This window comes from Acinetobacter sp. RW6, from assembly GCF_041956835.1.
GTDB lineage: Bacteria > Pseudomonadota > Gammaproteobacteria > Pseudomonadales > Moraxellaceae > Acinetobacter > Acinetobacter calcoaceticus.
This window is the reverse complement of record NZ_CP167121.1, coordinates 3,903,257-3,921,490: the sequence shown is the minus strand read 5'-3', so window position 1 is coordinate 3,921,490 and position 18,234 is coordinate 3,903,257. Positions and strand designations below refer to the sequence as shown.

Genomic DNA, 18,234 nt, shown 5'->3' with positions numbered 1-18,234 from the left:
GGCTTCCTTTGTTGTTGCGGCTAATAAGTCCAATAATTTATTTCTTAAATGTATTTTCAAATATAGTTTGATCTGAAACCTGTGCAAATGCTCGCTTTGGCACAATAATTACAGTTTTATTTTTTAGCTCAAGCATGTAAGTCAGCTTGCCTTTAGCAAAAGTTTGCACATCTGAATATTGCATCACTTGTTTACGACCGCTGGCATAAAGCTCAAAATAATCTTGATAGAGGTCGATGCCCTGCTCGCTCTTTCCAAACTGGTAACGAACAAATTGACGTTTAAATAACATCGGTAAAAGCCAATAACGCATCAGCCCTTGCATCACCAGAAAAAAAATACCTAGCCCAACATAATATCGACCAACCCCAGAGAAACCTAAATAAAGTCCCCAAATAATAATTGCGATACTAATCGCAGGTGTTAGAAAACGGGTAAATTGTTTTTTCCCAAATGTCACTAATGAAAATCCATCTTGTGACTCTTCTAAATTCAAATAGTAACGTAAAGATAAAGCTGTTTTTTGCTCGGTCATTGCACTGCATCGATACTCAATAAATCGGAACTATTAGAGCATATTCATTTCAGCTTTAAAATGAATCAAAGGCTATTTTTTGTTTTGCTCAAAAGTAGCCTTAGTAGCGAGATTAAAAATATTTTTCGTTGCATATATGGAACGTAGATTCATATTTATTGGGCTTATTTCACTTTTTAAAATTTCTACAATAAAAGCATCACCTTCTTAGTGGAATGTCTCATGTCTTTTTTTGCAAAATTATTTGGCTTAAATCAAAAAGCAACTGTCTCAAAAGATGTGGTTACGCAAACCACTCAAGAGACGAATCCTTCAAATGAACCAAGCTTTTTAGAATTAATTAAAAAACGTCGTTCAATTTATTCAATAGGAAAGAACTTAAAACAGTCCCCAACTGAAATTGAAAAATTAATTCAAGAGGCTGTAAAACATAGCCCATCTGCATTTAACTCCCAGTCTTCTCGCGTTGTGATTTTATTTGATCAGTCCCACCAAAATTTCTGGAATATTGTTTTAGATGTATTAAAAACGATTATTCCAGCAGAAGCCCTAACTGGAACTGAACAGAAAATTCAAAGTTTTGCATCAGGTGCAGGTACAGTTTTATTTTTTGAAGACCAAGATGTGATTAAAGGTCTACAAGAGCAATTCGAGCTATATGCCGATAACTTTCCAATCTGGTCTGAGCATTCAACAGCAATTGCACAATTTGCAGTATGGAACGTCCTAGCTGAACAAGGCATTGGTGCTTCATTGCAACACTATAATCCAATCATTGATGAGAAAATTAATGCAGCTTTTAATGTTCCTACTCACTGGAAATTAAGAGCTCAATTAGTATTTGGTTCAATCGAAGGCGAAGCAGGAGAAAAAGCTTTCATTGAAGATGAAAGTCGTTTTAAAACATTTGGTTAATCTTTTTCACCTTTAATTCTTTTCAAAGCTGGTTTCTATGAACACCGGCTTTTAATAAAGATGATAAAAATCAGACACAAAAAAACCGCTATATAATAGCGGTTAATTCTTCAAGTGGTGCGCTCAGAGAGATTCGAACTCCCGACCCCTTAGTTCGTAGCCAAGTGCTCTATCCAGCTGAGCTATGAGCGCGTACTTGATGTTGCGCATTATACGCATTTTTCAAAGCTTAGGAAGTCTTTTTTCATCTTTCTGTCATCAACCGTCTAGTTCTTAGCCACCCCCTATTTTATAAAAAATGGGAGCTAAAATTATTGATGTTTTTCTCATCTAAGATGTATTTGAAATATTTTTTTTCAAATAAGTTTTATAGGCTTTTTGAAGCATTTGGCCATCTACCTACAAGATAAAGGCTACTGTTTTAGTCAACATTATAGAAATAATATATTTCTAGTTGAACTTTAATATTATACGCACCAGTAAAATTTATCTAATATAATGCTTCAAATGAGTGAAAATATGATTAAAAAATAATTCATCAAAAAAATATTATATAAAAACTATTATTATTTTTACGTCTAAATTAAATAAATTATTATTTCATTAAATATCATTTAATATCAAAAAATGTGACTAAAAATACACATTGACAGCTTTTGATATCTAACCAATACTAAATTTTAATTATTGAGATATACATCTCACTAATTATGTAGCGCAATAAATAATACTTACTTAAAAATACATAATTATATAGGAAATAGACCAACATGTTTTTACTAAAAAATCTCGTATCTTCGATATCAAAAGTTACTCAAGACTTGGGTAATGTTGTATCGGTAAGTACCACTGTAAACACGGGTTCCTCTGTTGATGCACACGTTTCAACATCAGGCTTACTTTCAAATGTTATTTCAACAGTAACTAATACTGTTACCCACACAACAACCGGCTTGGTTTCTGATGTGGTTGGTACGGTAACAGGTACTGTCGGTTCTACAAATCCCTTAGAAACTGTAACCAATGTTGTGGGCGGCGTAACTGGCGGTTTGCTTGGTGGAGTGTCTGGTGGCAATCCTCTTGAAGTTGTCACTGGTATTATCGGCGGCGTAACAGGTGGTGTGACTGGTGGAACTTCACCAATTTCCCCAGTCATTGATGTAGTTCAAGGCGGTATCGATATTCTTCAGGGTGTAGAAAGCCTAAAAACTGAAATTATCAACACTGGCATTGAAACTGTTGCAGGGACAGTAATTGGAGTACTTCCTCAAACTGAACATCCTGTTTCTGAAATTGCAGATCTTGGTACATTAACTTTTGAAACTTCTCGCGACACAGTAAATGGTGCTCTCGAAACTGTTTCTGACTTAGTCGGTGGCGACATTCAAGGTGCAACTGAATCAGCAACTGGTATTCTGGGTACGCTTATCAATAATGGTACAACTGCTGCTGGTATTATCACTGGTGTTGTTGGAAGTGTTACAGATGTAGTCGGTGGTGTAACTGGTGGTGTGGGCGGCAACCCTCTTGAAGTCGTGACTGACATTATCGGTGGCGTAACTGGTGGTGTGGGCGGCAACCCTCTTGAAGTCGTGACTGACATTATCGGTGGCGTAACTGGTGGCGTTGGTGGCAACCCTCTTGAGGTTGTGACTGACATTATCGGTGGCGTAACTGGCGGTGTTGGCGGTAATCCTCTTGAAGTCGTGACTGATATCATCGGTGGTGTAACTGGTGGCGTTGGCGGTGGCACATCTCCAATTTCTCCAGTCATTGATGTAGTTCAAGGCGGTATTGATATTCTTCAGGGTGTAGAAAGCTTAAAAACTGAAATTATTAATACAGGTATCGACACTGTTGCTGACACAATTATTAGCATCCTTCCACAAACCGAACATCCTGTTTCTGAAATTGCAGACCTTGGTACATTAACTTTCGAAACTTCTCGTGACACTGTAAATGGTGCTCTCGAAACTGTTTCTGACTTAGTCGGTGGCGACATTCAAGGTGCAACTGAATCAGCAACTGGTATTCTGGGTACGCTTATCAATAATGGTACAACTGCTGCTGGTATTATCACTGGTGTTGTTGGAAGTGTTACAGATGTAGTCGGTGGTGTAACTGGTGGTGTGGGCGGCAACCCTCTTGAAATTGTTACTGACATTATCGGCGGTGTAACTGGTGGTGTTAGCGGCAACCCTCTTGAAGTCGTGACTGACATTATTGGCGGTGTAACTGGTGGCGTTGGTGGTAACCCTCTTGAAGTGGTGACTGATATTATCGGCGGTGTAACGGGCGGTATTGATGGTGGGACATCTCCAATCTCTCCAGTGATTGACGTAGTTCAAGGCGGTATTGATATTCTTCAGGGTGTAGAAAGCTTAAAAACTGAAATCATCAACACTGGTATTGATACAGTAGCAGATACAATTATCGGTATTCTTCCACAAGTAGAGCATCCTGTTTCTGAAATTGCAGACCTTGGTACATTAACTTTCGAAACTTCTCGTGACACGGTAAATGGTGCTCTCGAAACTGTTTCTGACTTAGTCGGTGGCGACATCCAAGGTGCAACTGAATCAGCAACTGGTATTCTGGGTACGCTTATTACTAATGGCTCTACTGCAACGGGCTTATTAACAGAAATCCTTGGCGGAGTGACAGGAACTATTGGTGGCGCAACTGGTAGCGTTGGTGGTGATAGCCCTCTTGGCGTAGTAACTGATCTTCTCGGTGGTTTAACTGGAGGAGACAGTCCTCTTGGTGTAGTAACTGACCTTGTAGGTGGCTTAACTGGTGGGATTACCGGCGGTGTGGGTGGCGACAATCCAATTGGTATCGTAACTGATATCGTGGGTAGCTTAACTGGCGGTGTTACGGGTGGAAGTGGTTTAGATGTTATTTCTAATTTACTTGGTGGATTAACGAGCGGTGGATTACTCGGTGGAGTAACTTCTACAGTATCTAGCGTAACAAATACAACGCACACTATCGTACCTCAGTCATTACTTACTGATAACTTCTTAGATAATTCTTTCCATACTGTTTAATATTATTAAAAGAAAGCCACTTTTATAAGTGGCTTTCTGCCTTAATATAGTTTTAAATATTAATTATTACTAATCAATCTCTTGCCATCTATAATATTTTTTATGTGCTAACTCTAACATTGCATAATCATTAGGCGTATCACCATAAGCATAAATTGTAGAATATTGGCTTAAATCATATTTATTTTTTATTCTATTTACTTTTTCTAAATAACCACAATCACCATCAATAAAATGACCTGTTAAAATACCATTATGTATTTCAAGTTGATTGCATATAACATCTAAATCTAAAGAATGGCACCAACTTTCTAAATAAACGCCTAATGATGCAGATACAACAACAATCTGATCACCTTGCTGTTTATGCCAGAGAATACGCTCCAAAGCATTTTCACGAACGCATGTAGGAAGCACCTTTTTAGCAAACTCTTGTCCCATATATTTTAGGGAATTCGCGTCATAGCCTACATACCCCACCCGACAGAGCTTAGTCCGAATAGTTTTATCCGTTACCCAACCAAGTTTATAACCTGCTATATACGGCGCAAGTCGAATACCGCCGACTATTTGAGTTTTTCTATTCAAAGAAAATTTAAGAAATAAGCTAAATGTGTCGTTGTGAGTGATCGTGCCATCAAAATCAAATAAAGCTAGATTCATTTATGATTATCTCTAATATAATTAAAAAGTTATAAATTTAGATTTTTTTAAAATTACTAAAAAACAAGCACAAAAAAACCGCTATAAAAGCGGTTAATTCTTCAAGTTGGTGCGCTCAGAGAGATTCGAACTCCCGACCCCTTAGTTCGTAGCCAAGTGCTCTATCCAGCTGAGCTATGAGCGCGTAACTTGTGTGCCTTTCAGCGATTCGTTCTATTTTACTTGGTGCGCTCAGAGAGATTCGAACTCCCGACCCCTTAGTTCGTAGCCAAGTGCTCTATCCAGCTGAGCTATGAGCGCATTAAGTAATGGCGGTGAGAGAGGGATTCGAACCCTCGATACCAGTAATAGGTATGCTTCCTTAGCAGGGAAGTGATTTCAGCCACTCATCCACCTCACCGGAACGAGCCGCCATAATACAAACTAAAACCACATTGATCAAGTCATCATACTGAAATTTTCTTGTTTTTTAGTTCAATGAATTACTTTTTAAGCAATTTACTCATTATTTTCGTCTTTTTCGATCAAACGCTTGTTAAGATAGATATTATTTCTTCATCAAAATACTGTAGTGCATAACACATTATTGCAAACCTAAACGTGCAGTTCAGGTCTGCATGGCTTATGCTAAACTTATCTGCCAAGCGTGAAACCAAACGACATGACAAAAAACTGGGCTGACCCTGAAGCGAAAGCTGAAGCTGAACGTTATGACAATCCTATTCCAAGCCGTACTCTTATTTTAGATACATTGGAGCAGGTGCAAACACCACAATCTCATGCAGAGCTTGTCGATCATTTTAATATTCATGACCAAAAAAGTATCGAAGCGTTAAGTCATCGTTTAAGTGCTATGGTTCGTGATGGTCAAATCATGAAAGACGGTTTTAAATTTCAGTTGGTGGCAGATCAACCAACATATGAAGCAACTGTTTATATTAATAGTAAAGGTTTAGGTACAGCACATATTGATGGTCAAACTGACCTCTTACTTCCTGAACGTGAATTACGTTTAGTATTTAATGGCGACCGAGTTAGAGTGCGCCAGACTTCAGTAGACCGTAAAGGTAAACCCTGGGGTTTTATTACAGAAGTTTTACAACATCGCGTCAAACAAATGATCGGTAAACTGTCAGTTCATGAGGGCGAATATTTTATTCAACCCAACAGTCCTAATCAGCACCAACCTATTCCTTTAGAAAAAGAACTCGTAAAACACGCTGAAGCGAATGTTGGCGATATGCTACGTGTTGCAATTGATAGCTATCCGACCCGCGAAGAGTTTTCAACGGCGCATATTATTCAGTCTATGGCCGATAAAGCTGATACAGAAATTATCATTCCACAAACCATTCTTGAATTTGGTTTGCCATATGAGTTTCCAGATCAGGTATTAAAAGAAGCAGAAAGTTTTAAAGAGCCATCTGCTCAAGACCGTGAAGGCCGCATTGATTTAAGAGATTTAGCATTAGTTACGATTGATGGTGAAGATGCACGCGATTTTGACGATGCAGTTTATGCAGAAAAACGTCCTGGTGGTGGTTACCGTGTTGTGGTGGCAATTGCAGACGTAAGTCATTATGTGCGCTTAGACTCAGCCCTCAATGAAGAAGCTGAGGAACGAGGTACTTCTGTATACTTCCCACACTTTGTATTACCAATGCTGCCAGAGGCCTTATCAAATGGTCTGTGCTCTCTGAATCCGCATGTAGACCGCTTATGTATGGTCTGTGACCTTAAACTCTCTCGTACAGGCCGTGTAACTGGATTTGAGTTTTATCCATCAGTGATGCACTCAAAAGCACGTTTGACCTACACTCAAGTAGCACAATATTTTGAAGGGGCAACAGATGCGATTCCAAAAGATCGCGATGTTCATAAATCCTTAAATACGCTTTTCCAGCTTTATCAAATTTTGAAAAACTTACGTGCCGACCGTCATGCAATGGAATTTGAAACCATTGAAACGTACATGACTTTTGATGAACTAGGCGGGATTAAAGAAATTTTGCCACGTACACGTAATGAAGCTCATAAGCTGATTGAAGAATGTATGTTGCTTGCTAACGTAGCTGCTGCTGAATATGCATTAGAAAATGATATCCCAATGTTGTATCGCGTACATGAAGCTCCTGAGTTTTCACGTATTCAGAAAGTAAAAGACTTTGTGAAATTACTTGGTCTACCCTTCCCTGACCAGCCAACTCAAGCAGATTATCAACGAGTCATCGAAGCAACCAAAGATCGTATTGATGCACCAAGCATTCATGCCGTTTTATTACGTTCGATGATGCAAGCTTATTATGGCGCAAAAAATGCGGGTCACTATGGTTTGGCTTATGAAGCCTATACCCATTTCACTTCGCCAATCCGTCGTTATCCAGATTTATTGTTACACCGTGCTATTAAGGCACACTTGAAACAAAAACCTTCACCTCTCTCTGGTGCTGCACTAGATGATGCTGGTGAACATTTCTCTAAAACTGAACGCCGTGCAGATGAAGCATCTCGTAGTGTAACGACTTGGTTGAAATGTCACTATATGCAACAGCATTTAGGCGAGGAATTCATTGGTATTGTAAGTGCCGTAACTGAATTTGGTTTGTTCGTGACACTGAAAGACTTATATGTCGATGGCATGATTCATATTAGCCAACTCGGTGATGACTTCTTTATTTATGACCAAGCGAGCCAAAATCTGGTAGGCCAAAATAGAGGCCAAGTTTTTGGTTTAGGTGATGAAGTTAAAATTCAGGTTGCTGGCGTAAATCTTGAAGAACGTAAAATTGACTTCCAGCTTCTTCAACAAGTCACACATGCAGGACGAGTAGTTCGTAGCCGAGCTCCACGCACAACCAAAACATCTTCACAGGCAACTGAAGAAGTTTTTAGCAAACCAACAAGTAGTGATGGCGAAAAGCCTGTTCACAAAAAGAAAGAGAAAGCCAAGCCTAGTTCTTATACTAAAAAGCCTGGTAAAAAAACTTCTGCGAAAGCCGAAAGTAAACCAGAAAAAGTAAAGAAAAAGTCTAAGCCTAAAAAGAAAAAGGCCAATGCAAAATCAAAGGCAGAATAATTAAACAATAGATGTTGCCAATTTAGAAATAAGCTCCGATTTGGAGCTTATTTCTTTTTAAAAAGCTTATTTTGCAAATTAAACTTGATTTCCTACCTGACAGGACCTACATCTAATACCATGTTTAAAAAATAATGTGGCTGACAGCAATGACTTTTCAACAAGCGACCTTACCAACTCCGCGTTTTGATCAAATTGAATTAGAAAATTTAAAAGAAGACATCCAACAAGCGATTCAAGCAGGTCAAGAATTTTTAAATACGCTTACAGTTGTACCTAGCGATACCGCTCAACAACTTGCCGTACTTGAACAAGTCGATACACTTGAAAACAATCTGAGTGAATCATGGGGTGTTTTATCACATTTAAATGCTGTGATGAACAATGCTGAAACCAGAGAAGTCTATCAATCGTTATTACCAGCGTTGAGTGAATACTATACTCAGCTTGGTCAACACACGGCGCTCTATCAAACGTATCAACATATCCATGATGGTCAGGGCTATACGTCTCTTAGTCCAGCCCAACAAAGTGCTATTCGCCTTGCCTTACGTGATTTTAAACTTTCAGGTGTGGCTTTAGAGGGTGAAGAGAAAAAACGTTATGCAGAGATTTCTGCACGCTTGTCACAAATTTCTTCTGATTTTTCTAATCATGTACTTGATGCAACACAAGCTTACTTTAAACCCCTTACAGAAGCTGAGCTAAAAGGCCTTCCAGAAAGTAATGTTGAGTTATTGAAACAGTACGGTAAACAGCGTGAATTAGATCAAGCAGTAGCGACACTCGACTTTCCTGCTTACTTTGCCATTATGACTTATGCAGATGACCGTTCATTGCGTGAAGAGCTTTACAGAGCCTATGTCACTCGTGCTTCTGATCAGTCTGAGCAAGCTGAGTTTGATAACAGCAAAATTATGGAAGAAATTTTGAGTCTTCGTCAAGAAATGGCGAAGCTACTCGGTTTCAATAACTATGCTGAATATTCTCTTGCAAGCAAGATGGCGCCAGATGTAAAAACAGTACATGAGTTTTTGGTTGATCTAGCCGAACATGCACGTGCTCCTGCTCTTCAAGAAGTTGCTGAACTTCGAGATATTGCTAAACAAGATGGGGTAGATGAACTTCAACCTTGGGATACCACTTATTATTCTGAAAAGCTTAAACAACAACAGTTCAACTTATCTCAAGAAGCGTTAAAACCTTACTTCCCTGCACCTAAAGTCATTCAGGGCTTATTCCAGATCGTGCAGCGCCTATATGGTATTAACATCATTGAGCGACAAGCACCCGTCTGGCATCCAGATGCACGTTATTTTGAATTAGAAGACCAAGGCCAAGTAATTGGTGGATTCTTCTTTGACATCTATGCACGTACGGGCAAACGTGGTGGTGCATGGATGAACGGTTTCCGCTCACGCATGCAAACTCTTCACGGTCTGCAAAAACCAATTTGCTACATGGTATGTAACTTTACACCTCCAGTAGGTGATCAGCCTGCTTTACTGACTCATGATGAAGTCATCACCTTATTCCATGAGTTTGGACATGGTCTACATCACATGCTGACCGAAGTAGATAACATTTCGGTTGCAGGTACTCATGGTGTTGCTTGGGATGCGGTAGAACTTCCAAGTCAGTTCATGGAGTTCTGGTCTTGGGATAAAGAAAGTCTAGATGTATTAAGTGAGCACATTGAGAGTAAACAGACCTTACCGCAAGAATTGCTCGATGCTTTATTAAATGCCCGCTTCTTCCAATCTGGCATGCAGACTTTACGTCAACTTGAATTTGCCTTGTTTGATTTAACAATTCACACCAAAACACCAGCACTGAACAGTGAGCAAATTCAGCAGACTTTAAATGAAATACGTAGCCAATATGCTGTCGTTCCTACGGTCGGATACAACCGTTTCCAACATAGTTTTAGTCATATTTTTGCAGGCGGTTATGCAGCAGGTTATTACTCTTACAAATGGGCAGAAGTGTTAGCTAGCGATGCATTTGACCGTTTTGAACATGAAGGTATTTTCAATACTCAAACGGGTAAAGAATTCCGTCAGGCGATTTTAGCTGTAGGCGGAAAAGACACTGCGCTTGAAGCATTTGTTAATTTCCGTGGTCGTGAACCTAAAATTGATGCATTGTTACGTCATCAAGGTTGGACGAATGACAGCAAAACCGCTTAAACTATGGGCCTAAATTGATCGTGTGGTTAGGGTGATAAAGATGAAAAAACGTTTCATTGCTGGGGCTAAATGTCCAAAATGTGAAGCAACAGATCGGATTGTCATGCTAACCACCGCTGAAGACGAATGGATTGAATGTATCGAATGCGGTTATAGCGAAAATCGTCCGACTCATATTGATGAGCCTGAAGCACCTGCTGTACCTGATGAAGTTGGAGTAATACAGTTCAAGCCTCGTCGTCCTGACTAAAGGTCTTAGAGATGCCACTACAAAGAAAACAAAACTCAAAACTATTGTGGATTTTAATTGGGGGCTTAAGCATTCTCGTAGTGCTTTTTTTCGCTGCACAATGGTTTTTCAAAAAAACCGAGTCATCCACACCAATGGTTGATCCTCATCCTGTTTCGACACCTGCGCCTGTTAAAGCCACTGATCCATCATCAGCTTCTGAACCGAAAGCAGAGGCTGCGAGTTCACAACAACTGGTGAATGAAGATGTGCTTAAACAGCCTGTACCTGCTCAAGAATCTTTAGCAAAAGAAGAAGTGTCTAAACTCGATGACATCCACCGTCAGTTGCAAGATCAAGAAAGTTCATTAAAAGCTCAGCATGCAGATGCAGATCAATTAACGAAACTCAAAGAAGAACAAGTTAAATTGCTTGAAGCTCAACTCAAGCATCAATAGTTTTTCAATGGGAACTTAAAAAGCTAAAGTTATTCATCTTTAGCTTTTTTATTTTAATTAAAATAATTTTAGTCATCTTTTTTCCAAAAATTACTGAATTCTAATACAAAAAAGCCCTCCATTTAGGAGGGCTTTTTGTATAACAGATACTTTAATTTAAGTTATTTATACCAATCGAATAACTTAAATACATATGGCACATAAGTAACCAATACCAATGATGAGAACAAGACAATAATTGGTAGTAACCAGCGCTCATAACGGTAGTAGAAGCTTGTATATTTCTCTTTCGCTTCCGCATCCGCAGCGTTCACTTCATCATCTCCGACGGACAACCGCGTGAGTAGATGGTTCAAGGCTACTGGCGGCGTTACATAACCAAACTCGAATGCAACTAATACAATCATCCAGAAGTGAATTGGATGAATACCATTTTCGTATGCCACAGGCGCAATGGTTGCAGCAACTAAAATTACAGCACCAAATGGATCGGTACACATACCAATAATGGCAAGCAATAGTGCAATACATGCCAGTGATATATAGATACTGCCTAAATGAGTCGGCAATAATTCAACCACTTCGGAACGTTCAATTAAACCACCTACACTTGCAGACAATGCCATCAAAATAATTAGTGCGCCAATATGGCCGACTGTTTCTGAGGTTGCAAAACGAAGTGCTCCACCAAAACCAAGACGGTATTGAGAACTATGCGGATCATGTGACTGCAAGAATGGAGATTTTTGCTCATGTTCACGAACAATTGCTTCATGAATATTGATTGCAGGAGCTTCTTTTGTAGACACCAATTTGTCATACAAGATCATTGCGATCAGGACTAATGGCAAAATTACTGGCGCAGTAAATTCATTCATTCCTGTGTCTAGCGCATATTTATAGATCGCAAGAACAACAACAGTAATCAGAATGTATGGGATCACTGGTACAAAGGCACGCAACATACCCGGAATCGCTACTTTTGGTGAATTCACGCGGAATTTTTCTTCAGCCAATAGTAATGAAACACCCAAGAAAATAAATGCTGTTAGCCAAAATACATAAATACCGTGACCAAACAATTCATCAGACGTTACATGACGACTATCAAGCATAGCAATTAAAACGACCAATAGACATGGACGTACAACAACCCCTAAAGAACCTGACATTGCAGACACAGCCAAAGCATATTGACGGCGAGCACCCGCATTCCAGACTTCTTTATAAATAATTGCACCTGCCGCAATAACGAAAATACCTGATGCACCTGTATAAGCCGTTGGTACCGCAGCTGCAATTAGAATTAACCATGTTAGGGTTTCTGGTGCCAAATTCCATGGACGAAGCACATTAAGGAATAAATCCATAACACGTGTTTGAGTTAGGAGCATACCTGCCCAAATAAACAAGGCAAGGTTTAGGAAAATACCTGAAAACTCAACCAATAAACCAAGGTAAATCCCTTGCCCCATTGGATAATCCATAAAGAATGTAAATACGATACCGGTAATCAAAGCCATGTAAGCATATAAAGGCACACTTAATAAGGCTAAACCAATATTACCGCCTTCACGTTTTGCTGGTGGTGAAACAAATAGTTGATAAAGACTAATTAAAGTCAGCACAACAAATAGAATCATCCATATCCAGTAAATAGTTACCGTTTCATAGGTCGGTGTCACACCAGAATTGATGACTGAACGATACTGACTGATTACAGAGGTACTGAGTAAGGCATTACCAATCACCATAAAGATGGAATAGACTTTGTAATCTATTTTTGTTGCCGGATTACGTAAGCCAATATGGTGAAATTTTAACGATGCCGTAATCGCAGAAATCAGAACCATAAAGATGAGTAAAATGGCACGATTCTCTGTACCAAATTTAAAAATACCAAAGAAACCTGTTTCGACAGCACGGTAAGTACGCACCCCTGGGTTAGCTTCGATATATTTAATTGTCTTGTCATATGTCTGATATTTCTCGTCACATTGTTGCTGCGCAGCGAGTAGTGATGCACGGACATCACTTTCCGATGCTGCACCAAAGAAACTCGAGAAATCATCAGATGCATTCGCTTTCATTTGTTCTTTTACTTGAGCATCGATATTTGGATGTCGATCACAAGTCGGCTTTTCAGGTTCAGCACGCAAAAATGAATATTGCATGCCTATAGCAGGGTCACCATAAAGACGCTCCCCGATACGTAATAACTGTCCGTGGATCATTTCCCCGGTACCAATGATTAAAGTCATTAATAGCAGAGTGAGGATAACGAATGTTGAGATCCATTCGTTCCAGATATAACCCAGCAGACCTAATCCAGATCTTTTTTCTTGATATTCTTGCATAAATATTCCAATTTTGTTCTCTCAAGTCCTTAAAAAATAAAGACTTGAGTCATGCAATTTTCTTGGTCAGGGGTTAAATCCATACCCCTTCTACCAATCCCTTTATTCAACGATCAAATTTGCATCAAACTTTATTAATAAAGAATGACTAAAATCACTTTTTTAACAGTTCGTATTGTCAATATTTCTTTTTTAATCTCTGTACCAGCCAATAGCACCCACCAAAGATTGCGCCACCAATCGCGCCATAGAGATGAGCTTCAGTTAAAACTGGGCTTCCTATTAACTGAGCCGTTCCTGTTTGCCCAAAGGTATTTTCCCATATCAGTTTTGCAATAATTAATCCTAAAACCAGAAAAGCAAAATTCCGTTCTTTACGATATTGCAAGTAAACTAAAGCAACTGCTGTATAGAGCCCATGTAACACACCAGACAGCCCTGCATACGCTTCGATATAAGGCAAATAGAAATAGAACACCAGACTAATGAACGGTGGCAAAAGCAGAAGCAGACTTAAAAGATGCCACGCTTTGGTATGTGGGAAGATAAAAGGCAAACAGGCGAATGCCATCATATTTAAAAGGAAATGAATCCACCCAACGTGTACCCAGTGCGCTGTCCACAAACGCCAGAATTCGCCAAGTAGGCTTTCACGCCAATAAATAAATGTATCAGGAAACACCTGTAGACAGGCAGACACAGAAATGCACACTGCGACCAAAAGCACTTTATGATTCAGTACATGATCCTTCATGGCACACTCCTTGAAATTAAACTTCTTGCTACCATTGTAAAACTTAACAACAGTCTCGCAAGAAGTTAACCTTTCAAATATTTTTACTGCGCTGCTGGTGGAGCAGATGAGTCTGCAGGAGCTTCAGATGCGGTCCCTCCATCAAACAATTCATCTAACTCTGCTGCACCTTCATTTTTATCATCCCAGAAATGTGACATACCATCATCTCCAGTACGCACACCAGTATGCTCAGTCCAGTAACGGTCAGAAATACCACGTACAATAAGTCCAGCCATACTATCGATTAACTTAAAGTTCGGATTGACAGGCTTATCATCAGCTTGAGATGCGGCATATGATCTTAATGCATCACGGATTTTTACATCATCACCACTTGCTTGGGCAGCTACCGCATACAAAGCATGGGACAGGCGAACACCTTTTTGTTCACCAATTTGAACTGACTGTTTTAAAGTTTGATATGGGTCAGGTTTCCCTTCATCAGCCCCAGGCAGTAAGGTCCAAATAACAGCACGTGTTGCATTAGGTGCGCCCCAGAATTTTTCATTATCTAGACAAACCATACCGCGCTCTACAATAGCAGCAATATCTTTTGGAACATTGACTGCACCACCAGAGTTAATATCATTGGTTACAGCCTGAAGGCCACTAATCATTCCTAGTAAATATACAGTTTGATCAGTATCACTACGCATCGTTGGACAAGAATCACCTAAATGATATTTATATTTAGATTCCCAACGGTCAGCGAACAATTTATAGCCCGTATATTGACGCTCAGCAGCAATTGCTGCCCAACGTTTCTGAGCAATACGAGCATCTTGAGCTTCGGTTACTTGACCTGCTTTTGATGCACGTAAATAACGTAATTCCTGTTCTAACGCTTGGTTTTCCGCACATACACCTGATGCGGCATACATTAATACAGCAACACGAGTTGGATCTGCACCCATACCTTTGGTAGACATAATTGCAGGTGTTAATGCACTACCCGTATTACAAACCATTTCAGCATCTTGCATTGCTAAAATAGGTGGAACGACGTGCTTTTCCGTAAAACCTAAAGCAACATTTGCTCCGGTTTTCACGACGTATGAACAACCTGATAAAACTGAAGCTGCAAGCAAACTTACCGCCAAACCTTGGCTTATTTTTTGGACTTTAGACATCTTCCTGTCCTCTATGTAATTTGTTTTTTCCTTTTCAGATGTACATTAGCAGATGCATATCTTGAATAAAAGAGTAATTACTCTAATTGTAGCGCTTATACTTTGACATACTTCACAGTAGATAAAATTGACAGTTTTTTCAGAAAACAGAAATTTTAGGCAAAAAAAAGTAGCATTGCGACGGTTCAGCACATGCTACTTATTAACTGAGATAAGCTTTTAACGGCTTATATTATTTTTGTTCTAGATAATCCTTAAGTAAAGTTCCTGCTCTTCCTACTACCACAGCCATAAGCACTGCAATTAACAGAAACATCCACATTGAAATCTCCATGAGAGACCTCCTTTACTACAATCGCACCCAGTTATAAACTGGACACTTGATGAAATTAATCGACTAACCAATTTAATAATTGACTGATCGACGACGTTGCATCCTCTGTCTCTTAACTTTGCTAAAATTAACTTTGTTAAGATATTCCCTGAGTAAAGTTCCTGCTCTTCCAATCACCACTGCCAAAATGATGGCAATGACCAAGAACGACCATGTTGGCATCTCCATTTTGAGACCTCCGACACACTTTACGTTGGTGTTTGTACTTTAACCGATCAACTAGATACCCATAGGTGAAATTGTCAGACAATTGTATTTCCTTAGCTTTTTTCTAATTTTTAATTAGACAATCCTAAACTCAAGCAAAAAAATAAATATTAAATTATTGTTTTTTATAATTTTTAAATAAATATACAAATGTAGAATTGTCTAACAATTAATGAAGTTTCTGTAAGACTTTTAGCTTTTTCCAATGCTGCAAAGAAAGTTGATCAAACCAAATTATGGCTACCTTTATAGATGCCCCCTCAAAATAAATAACCATAAACAACTGATAATCAATTATTTTAGAAATTTCGACACGAGAGATTATCTTTTGTGAGGAGTATGCAATTGACCACGATTTTTGGTCTAAATATGCAATTTGAGAAATTCGTGATTGTCTTAAAAAAAATAGAAAACTAATAGATAAAAGGATGAAAGCAATCAACCACCAAATGGGTGATAACAATTGATAAAATAGGATGGCTAAACTCAAGCCAATAAAAAGCTGAAATATTATCGAGAAACGACTATATTTCAGCTCAAAATTTAATTCTTTTATCAAAACAGTTTAGCCATGTACGTACTGTTTTAATTTATAAATAAATTCACGTAATTCTGTACGTGGAGGTTCAGAAACTTCCATAAACCAATCGAGTAAATCAGGATCTTCTTGTTCAACTAATTCTGCAAATAAGGCCTTCTCTGCCGAATCCGCTTTTAGATAATAGTTTTTTACATAAGGGTCAAAATAGACGTCAATTTCTTTTAAGCCGCGGCGTGCTCGATAAATTACTTTACGTTCTTCCAAGGTCATTTCGTCAGACATTTATTTCCCCATCTGCGTTGATAGTGCGCTTAGTTTACCTGATCACATTCCAAAGATCGCTAAAAATATCAAATTGACCAAATTTATCATCTTGTACTCATAATTGAGCATTCATCACATTGTTACATAAGCAAGGCTTCCGTATGTTTAAGTTCATAACATCACACCCGAACCAAGGAAGAAATACAAATGCAATCTGGTGCTATCCGTCCCATTCCAAATATGTTACCGAGACAATTATTTAACGAAGAACATGAGGCCTTCCGCGAAACAGTCCGTAAATTCTATGAAAAAGAAGTTGTTCCCAATATTGAAAAATATGAAAAACAGCAACATGTTGATCGCGATCTTTGGAATAAGGCTGGAGAATTAGGCCTGTTGTGTACCACAATGCCAGAGCAATATGGTGGTTCTGGAGTAGACCGCTTGTACAGTATGATCTTAATCGAAGAACAAGCTTATGCTATGGACTCTAGTACTGGCTTTTCTTTGCATTCAGATATTGTTGCCAATTACGTGAACAACTTTGGTAATGAAGAACAAAAACAAAAGTGGCTACCGAAGATGGCAACTGGAGAGGTTGTCACAGCTATTGCCATGACTGAGCCAGGCACGGGTTCTGATTTACAAGCAGTAAGAACCACAGCTGTTCTTGATGGTGATGATTATGTCATTAATGGTTCAAAGATTTTCATCACTAATGGCTACTTATGTGACATGGTCGTAGTCGTTTGTAAAACGGGTAATAACGACAAAGGTTCAGCGAACTTATCACTCATCATTGTTGAAGCAGACAGAGCTGGCTTTAGCAAAGGTAAGCCTCTGAATAAAATTGGAATGAAAGGCCAAGATACGTGCGAATTGTTTTTCGATAATGTTCGTGTTCCTAAAGAAAATCTTTTAGGTATGGAAGGCATGGGTTTTATCATGCTCATGAAAGAGTTAGCTTGGGAACGAATGCTAGTTGCTATTATTTGTCAGGCAGGAGCTGAAGCTGCATTTGCACATACGGTTCAATACACAAAAGACCGTAAAGCATTTGGCAAACATATTGGTGCTTTTCAAAATACGCGTTTTAAACTTGCTGAACTGAGAACAGAAATAGATTTCTGCCGTACTTATTTAGATCGTTGTATGGAATTACAACTTGAAGAAAAATTAAGTGTAGAAGCTGCCGCAGCTGCTAAATATAAAATTTCAGACATGTTCTCAAAAATTGTAGATGAGTGTCTTCAATTACATGGTGGTTATGGTTACATGCTTGAATATCCAATTGCACGTGCCTATATAGACCACCGAGCAAATCGAATTTATGCAGGTACCAATGAAATCATGAAAGAGTTAATTTCAAGAACACTTTAATACCTTCATAAGAAAAGGGGCATTACGCCCCTTTTCTATATCTAAAATCT

The 18,234-nt window shown here is 38.9% G+C and carries 14 protein-coding genes, 4 tRNA genes and 1 pseudogene; 7 read left to right on the top strand and 12 right to left on the bottom strand.

Annotated elements, in window-relative coordinates; all coding sequences use genetic code 11:
* Positions 1-37: 37 nt before the first annotated feature.
* Positions 38-535 carry a YcxB family protein gene (locus tag ACB088_RS18635; protein ID WP_003653610.1) on the bottom strand — a complete coding sequence of 166 codons (498 nt, stop codon included), beginning with the start codon at positions 533-535 and terminating at the stop codon, positions 38-40.
* Between the two features lie 222 nt (positions 536-757).
* Here ACB088_RS18635 and ACB088_RS18630 point away from each other — a divergent pair, with 222 nt between their 5' ends.
* Positions 758-1,450, top strand: a complete 693-nt coding sequence (locus tag ACB088_RS18630) for a nitroreductase family protein (protein ID WP_375037666.1) — start codon at positions 758-760, stop codon at positions 1,448-1,450.
* Positions 1,451-1,565: 115 nt separating this feature from the next.
* Here ACB088_RS18630 and ACB088_RS18625 read toward each other — a convergent pair.
* Together ACB088_RS18625 and ACB088_RS18620 are read right to left on the bottom strand one after the other, a co-directional pair.
* Positions 1,566-1,642: transfer RNA gene (locus ACB088_RS18625), tRNA-Arg, on the bottom strand.
* A gap of 141 nt (positions 1,643-1,783) precedes the next feature.
* Positions 1,784-1,882 (bottom strand): annotated as a pseudogene (locus tag ACB088_RS18620) (hypothetical protein); the annotation flags it as partial.
* 338 nt (positions 1,883-2,220) lie between these two features.
* Here ACB088_RS18620 and ACB088_RS18615 point away from each other — a divergent pair.
* On the top strand, positions 2,221-4,500 hold the full coding sequence (locus ACB088_RS18615; RefSeq protein ID WP_375037665.1) for a hypothetical protein: 2,280 nt from the start codon (positions 2,221-2,223) through the stop codon (positions 4,498-4,500).
* A gap of 69 nt (positions 4,501-4,569) precedes the next feature.
* Here ACB088_RS18615 and ACB088_RS18610 read toward each other — a convergent pair whose 3' ends face one another.
* The 4 genes from ACB088_RS18610 to ACB088_RS18595 form a co-directional block, all read right to left on the bottom strand.
* Entirely contained in the window at positions 4,570-5,163 is a 594-nt protein-coding gene (locus ACB088_RS18610; protein WP_375037664.1) for an HAD-IB family hydrolase, read from the bottom strand.
* A 107-nt stretch (positions 5,164-5,270) separates the two neighbouring features.
* Positions 5,271-5,347: transfer RNA gene (locus tag ACB088_RS18605), tRNA-Arg, on the bottom strand.
* A gap of 39 nt (positions 5,348-5,386) precedes the next feature.
* A tRNA-Arg gene (locus ACB088_RS18600) sits at positions 5,387-5,463 on the bottom strand.
* A 9-nt stretch (positions 5,464-5,472) separates the two neighbouring features.
* Positions 5,473-5,563, bottom strand: a tRNA-Ser gene (locus tag ACB088_RS18595).
* 261 nt (positions 5,564-5,824) lie between these two features.
* On the opposite strand from ACB088_RS18595, the gene rnr reads away from it, so the two are divergent.
* From rnr to ACB088_RS18575, 4 genes are all read left to right on the top strand, one after another.
* The gene (gene rnr, locus ACB088_RS18590) at positions 5,825-8,239 is read left to right on the top strand and encodes a ribonuclease R (RefSeq protein ID WP_005038501.1); all 2,415 of its coding nucleotides are present in this window, start codon (positions 5,825-5,827) and stop codon (positions 8,237-8,239) included.
* A 134-nt stretch (positions 8,240-8,373) separates the two neighbouring features.
* Entirely contained in the window at positions 8,374-10,428 is a 2,055-nt protein-coding gene (locus ACB088_RS18585) for a M3 family metallopeptidase (RefSeq protein WP_375037663.1), read from the top strand.
* 40 nt (positions 10,429-10,468) lie between these two features.
* A complete protein-coding gene (locus tag ACB088_RS18580) occupies positions 10,469-10,678 on the top strand; it encodes a YheV family putative zinc ribbon protein (protein WP_004639498.1) in 210 nt (69 codons plus the stop codon).
* Positions 10,679-10,689: 11 nt separating this feature from the next.
* Complete coding sequence (locus tag ACB088_RS18575; RefSeq protein WP_092710319.1) at positions 10,690-11,115, top strand: hypothetical protein; 426 nt, start codon at positions 10,690-10,692, stop codon at positions 11,113-11,115.
* A 161-nt stretch (positions 11,116-11,276) separates the two neighbouring features.
* Here ACB088_RS18575 and ACB088_RS18570 read toward each other — a convergent pair whose 3' ends face one another.
* From ACB088_RS18570 to ACB088_RS18550, 5 genes are all read right to left on the bottom strand, one after another.
* A complete protein-coding gene (locus ACB088_RS18570; protein ID WP_281836256.1) occupies positions 11,277-13,472 on the bottom strand; it encodes a TRAP transporter large permease subunit in 2,196 nt (731 codons plus the stop codon).
* 178 nt (positions 13,473-13,650) lie between these two features.
* Positions 13,651-14,226: a rhombosortase gene (gene rrtA / locus ACB088_RS18565; protein ID WP_003653628.1), complete on the bottom strand. Its 576-nt coding sequence runs from the start codon at positions 14,224-14,226 to the stop codon at positions 13,651-13,653.
* 83 nt (positions 14,227-14,309) lie between these two features.
* Positions 14,310-15,398, bottom strand: coding sequence for a hypothetical protein (locus ACB088_RS18560; RefSeq protein ID WP_375037662.1), 1,089 nt, complete (start codon positions 15,396-15,398; stop codon positions 14,310-14,312).
* Positions 15,399-16,168: 770 nt separating this feature from the next.
* Complete coding sequence (locus tag ACB088_RS18555) at positions 16,169-16,558, bottom strand: hypothetical protein (protein WP_375037661.1); 390 nt, start codon at positions 16,556-16,558, stop codon at positions 16,169-16,171.
* A 6-nt stretch (positions 16,559-16,564) separates the two neighbouring features.
* On the bottom strand, positions 16,565-16,822 hold the full coding sequence (locus ACB088_RS18550; RefSeq protein WP_017388310.1) for a succinate dehydrogenase assembly factor 2: 258 nt from the start codon (positions 16,820-16,822) through the stop codon (positions 16,565-16,567).
* 189 nt (positions 16,823-17,011) lie between these two features.
* On the opposite strand from ACB088_RS18550, the gene ACB088_RS18545 reads away from it, so the two are divergent.
* Positions 17,012-18,184 carry an acyl-CoA dehydrogenase family protein gene (locus ACB088_RS18545; RefSeq protein WP_017388309.1) on the top strand — a complete coding sequence of 391 codons (1,173 nt, stop codon included), beginning with the start codon at positions 17,012-17,014 and terminating at the stop codon, positions 18,182-18,184.
* Positions 18,185-18,234: the final 50 nt, after the last annotated feature.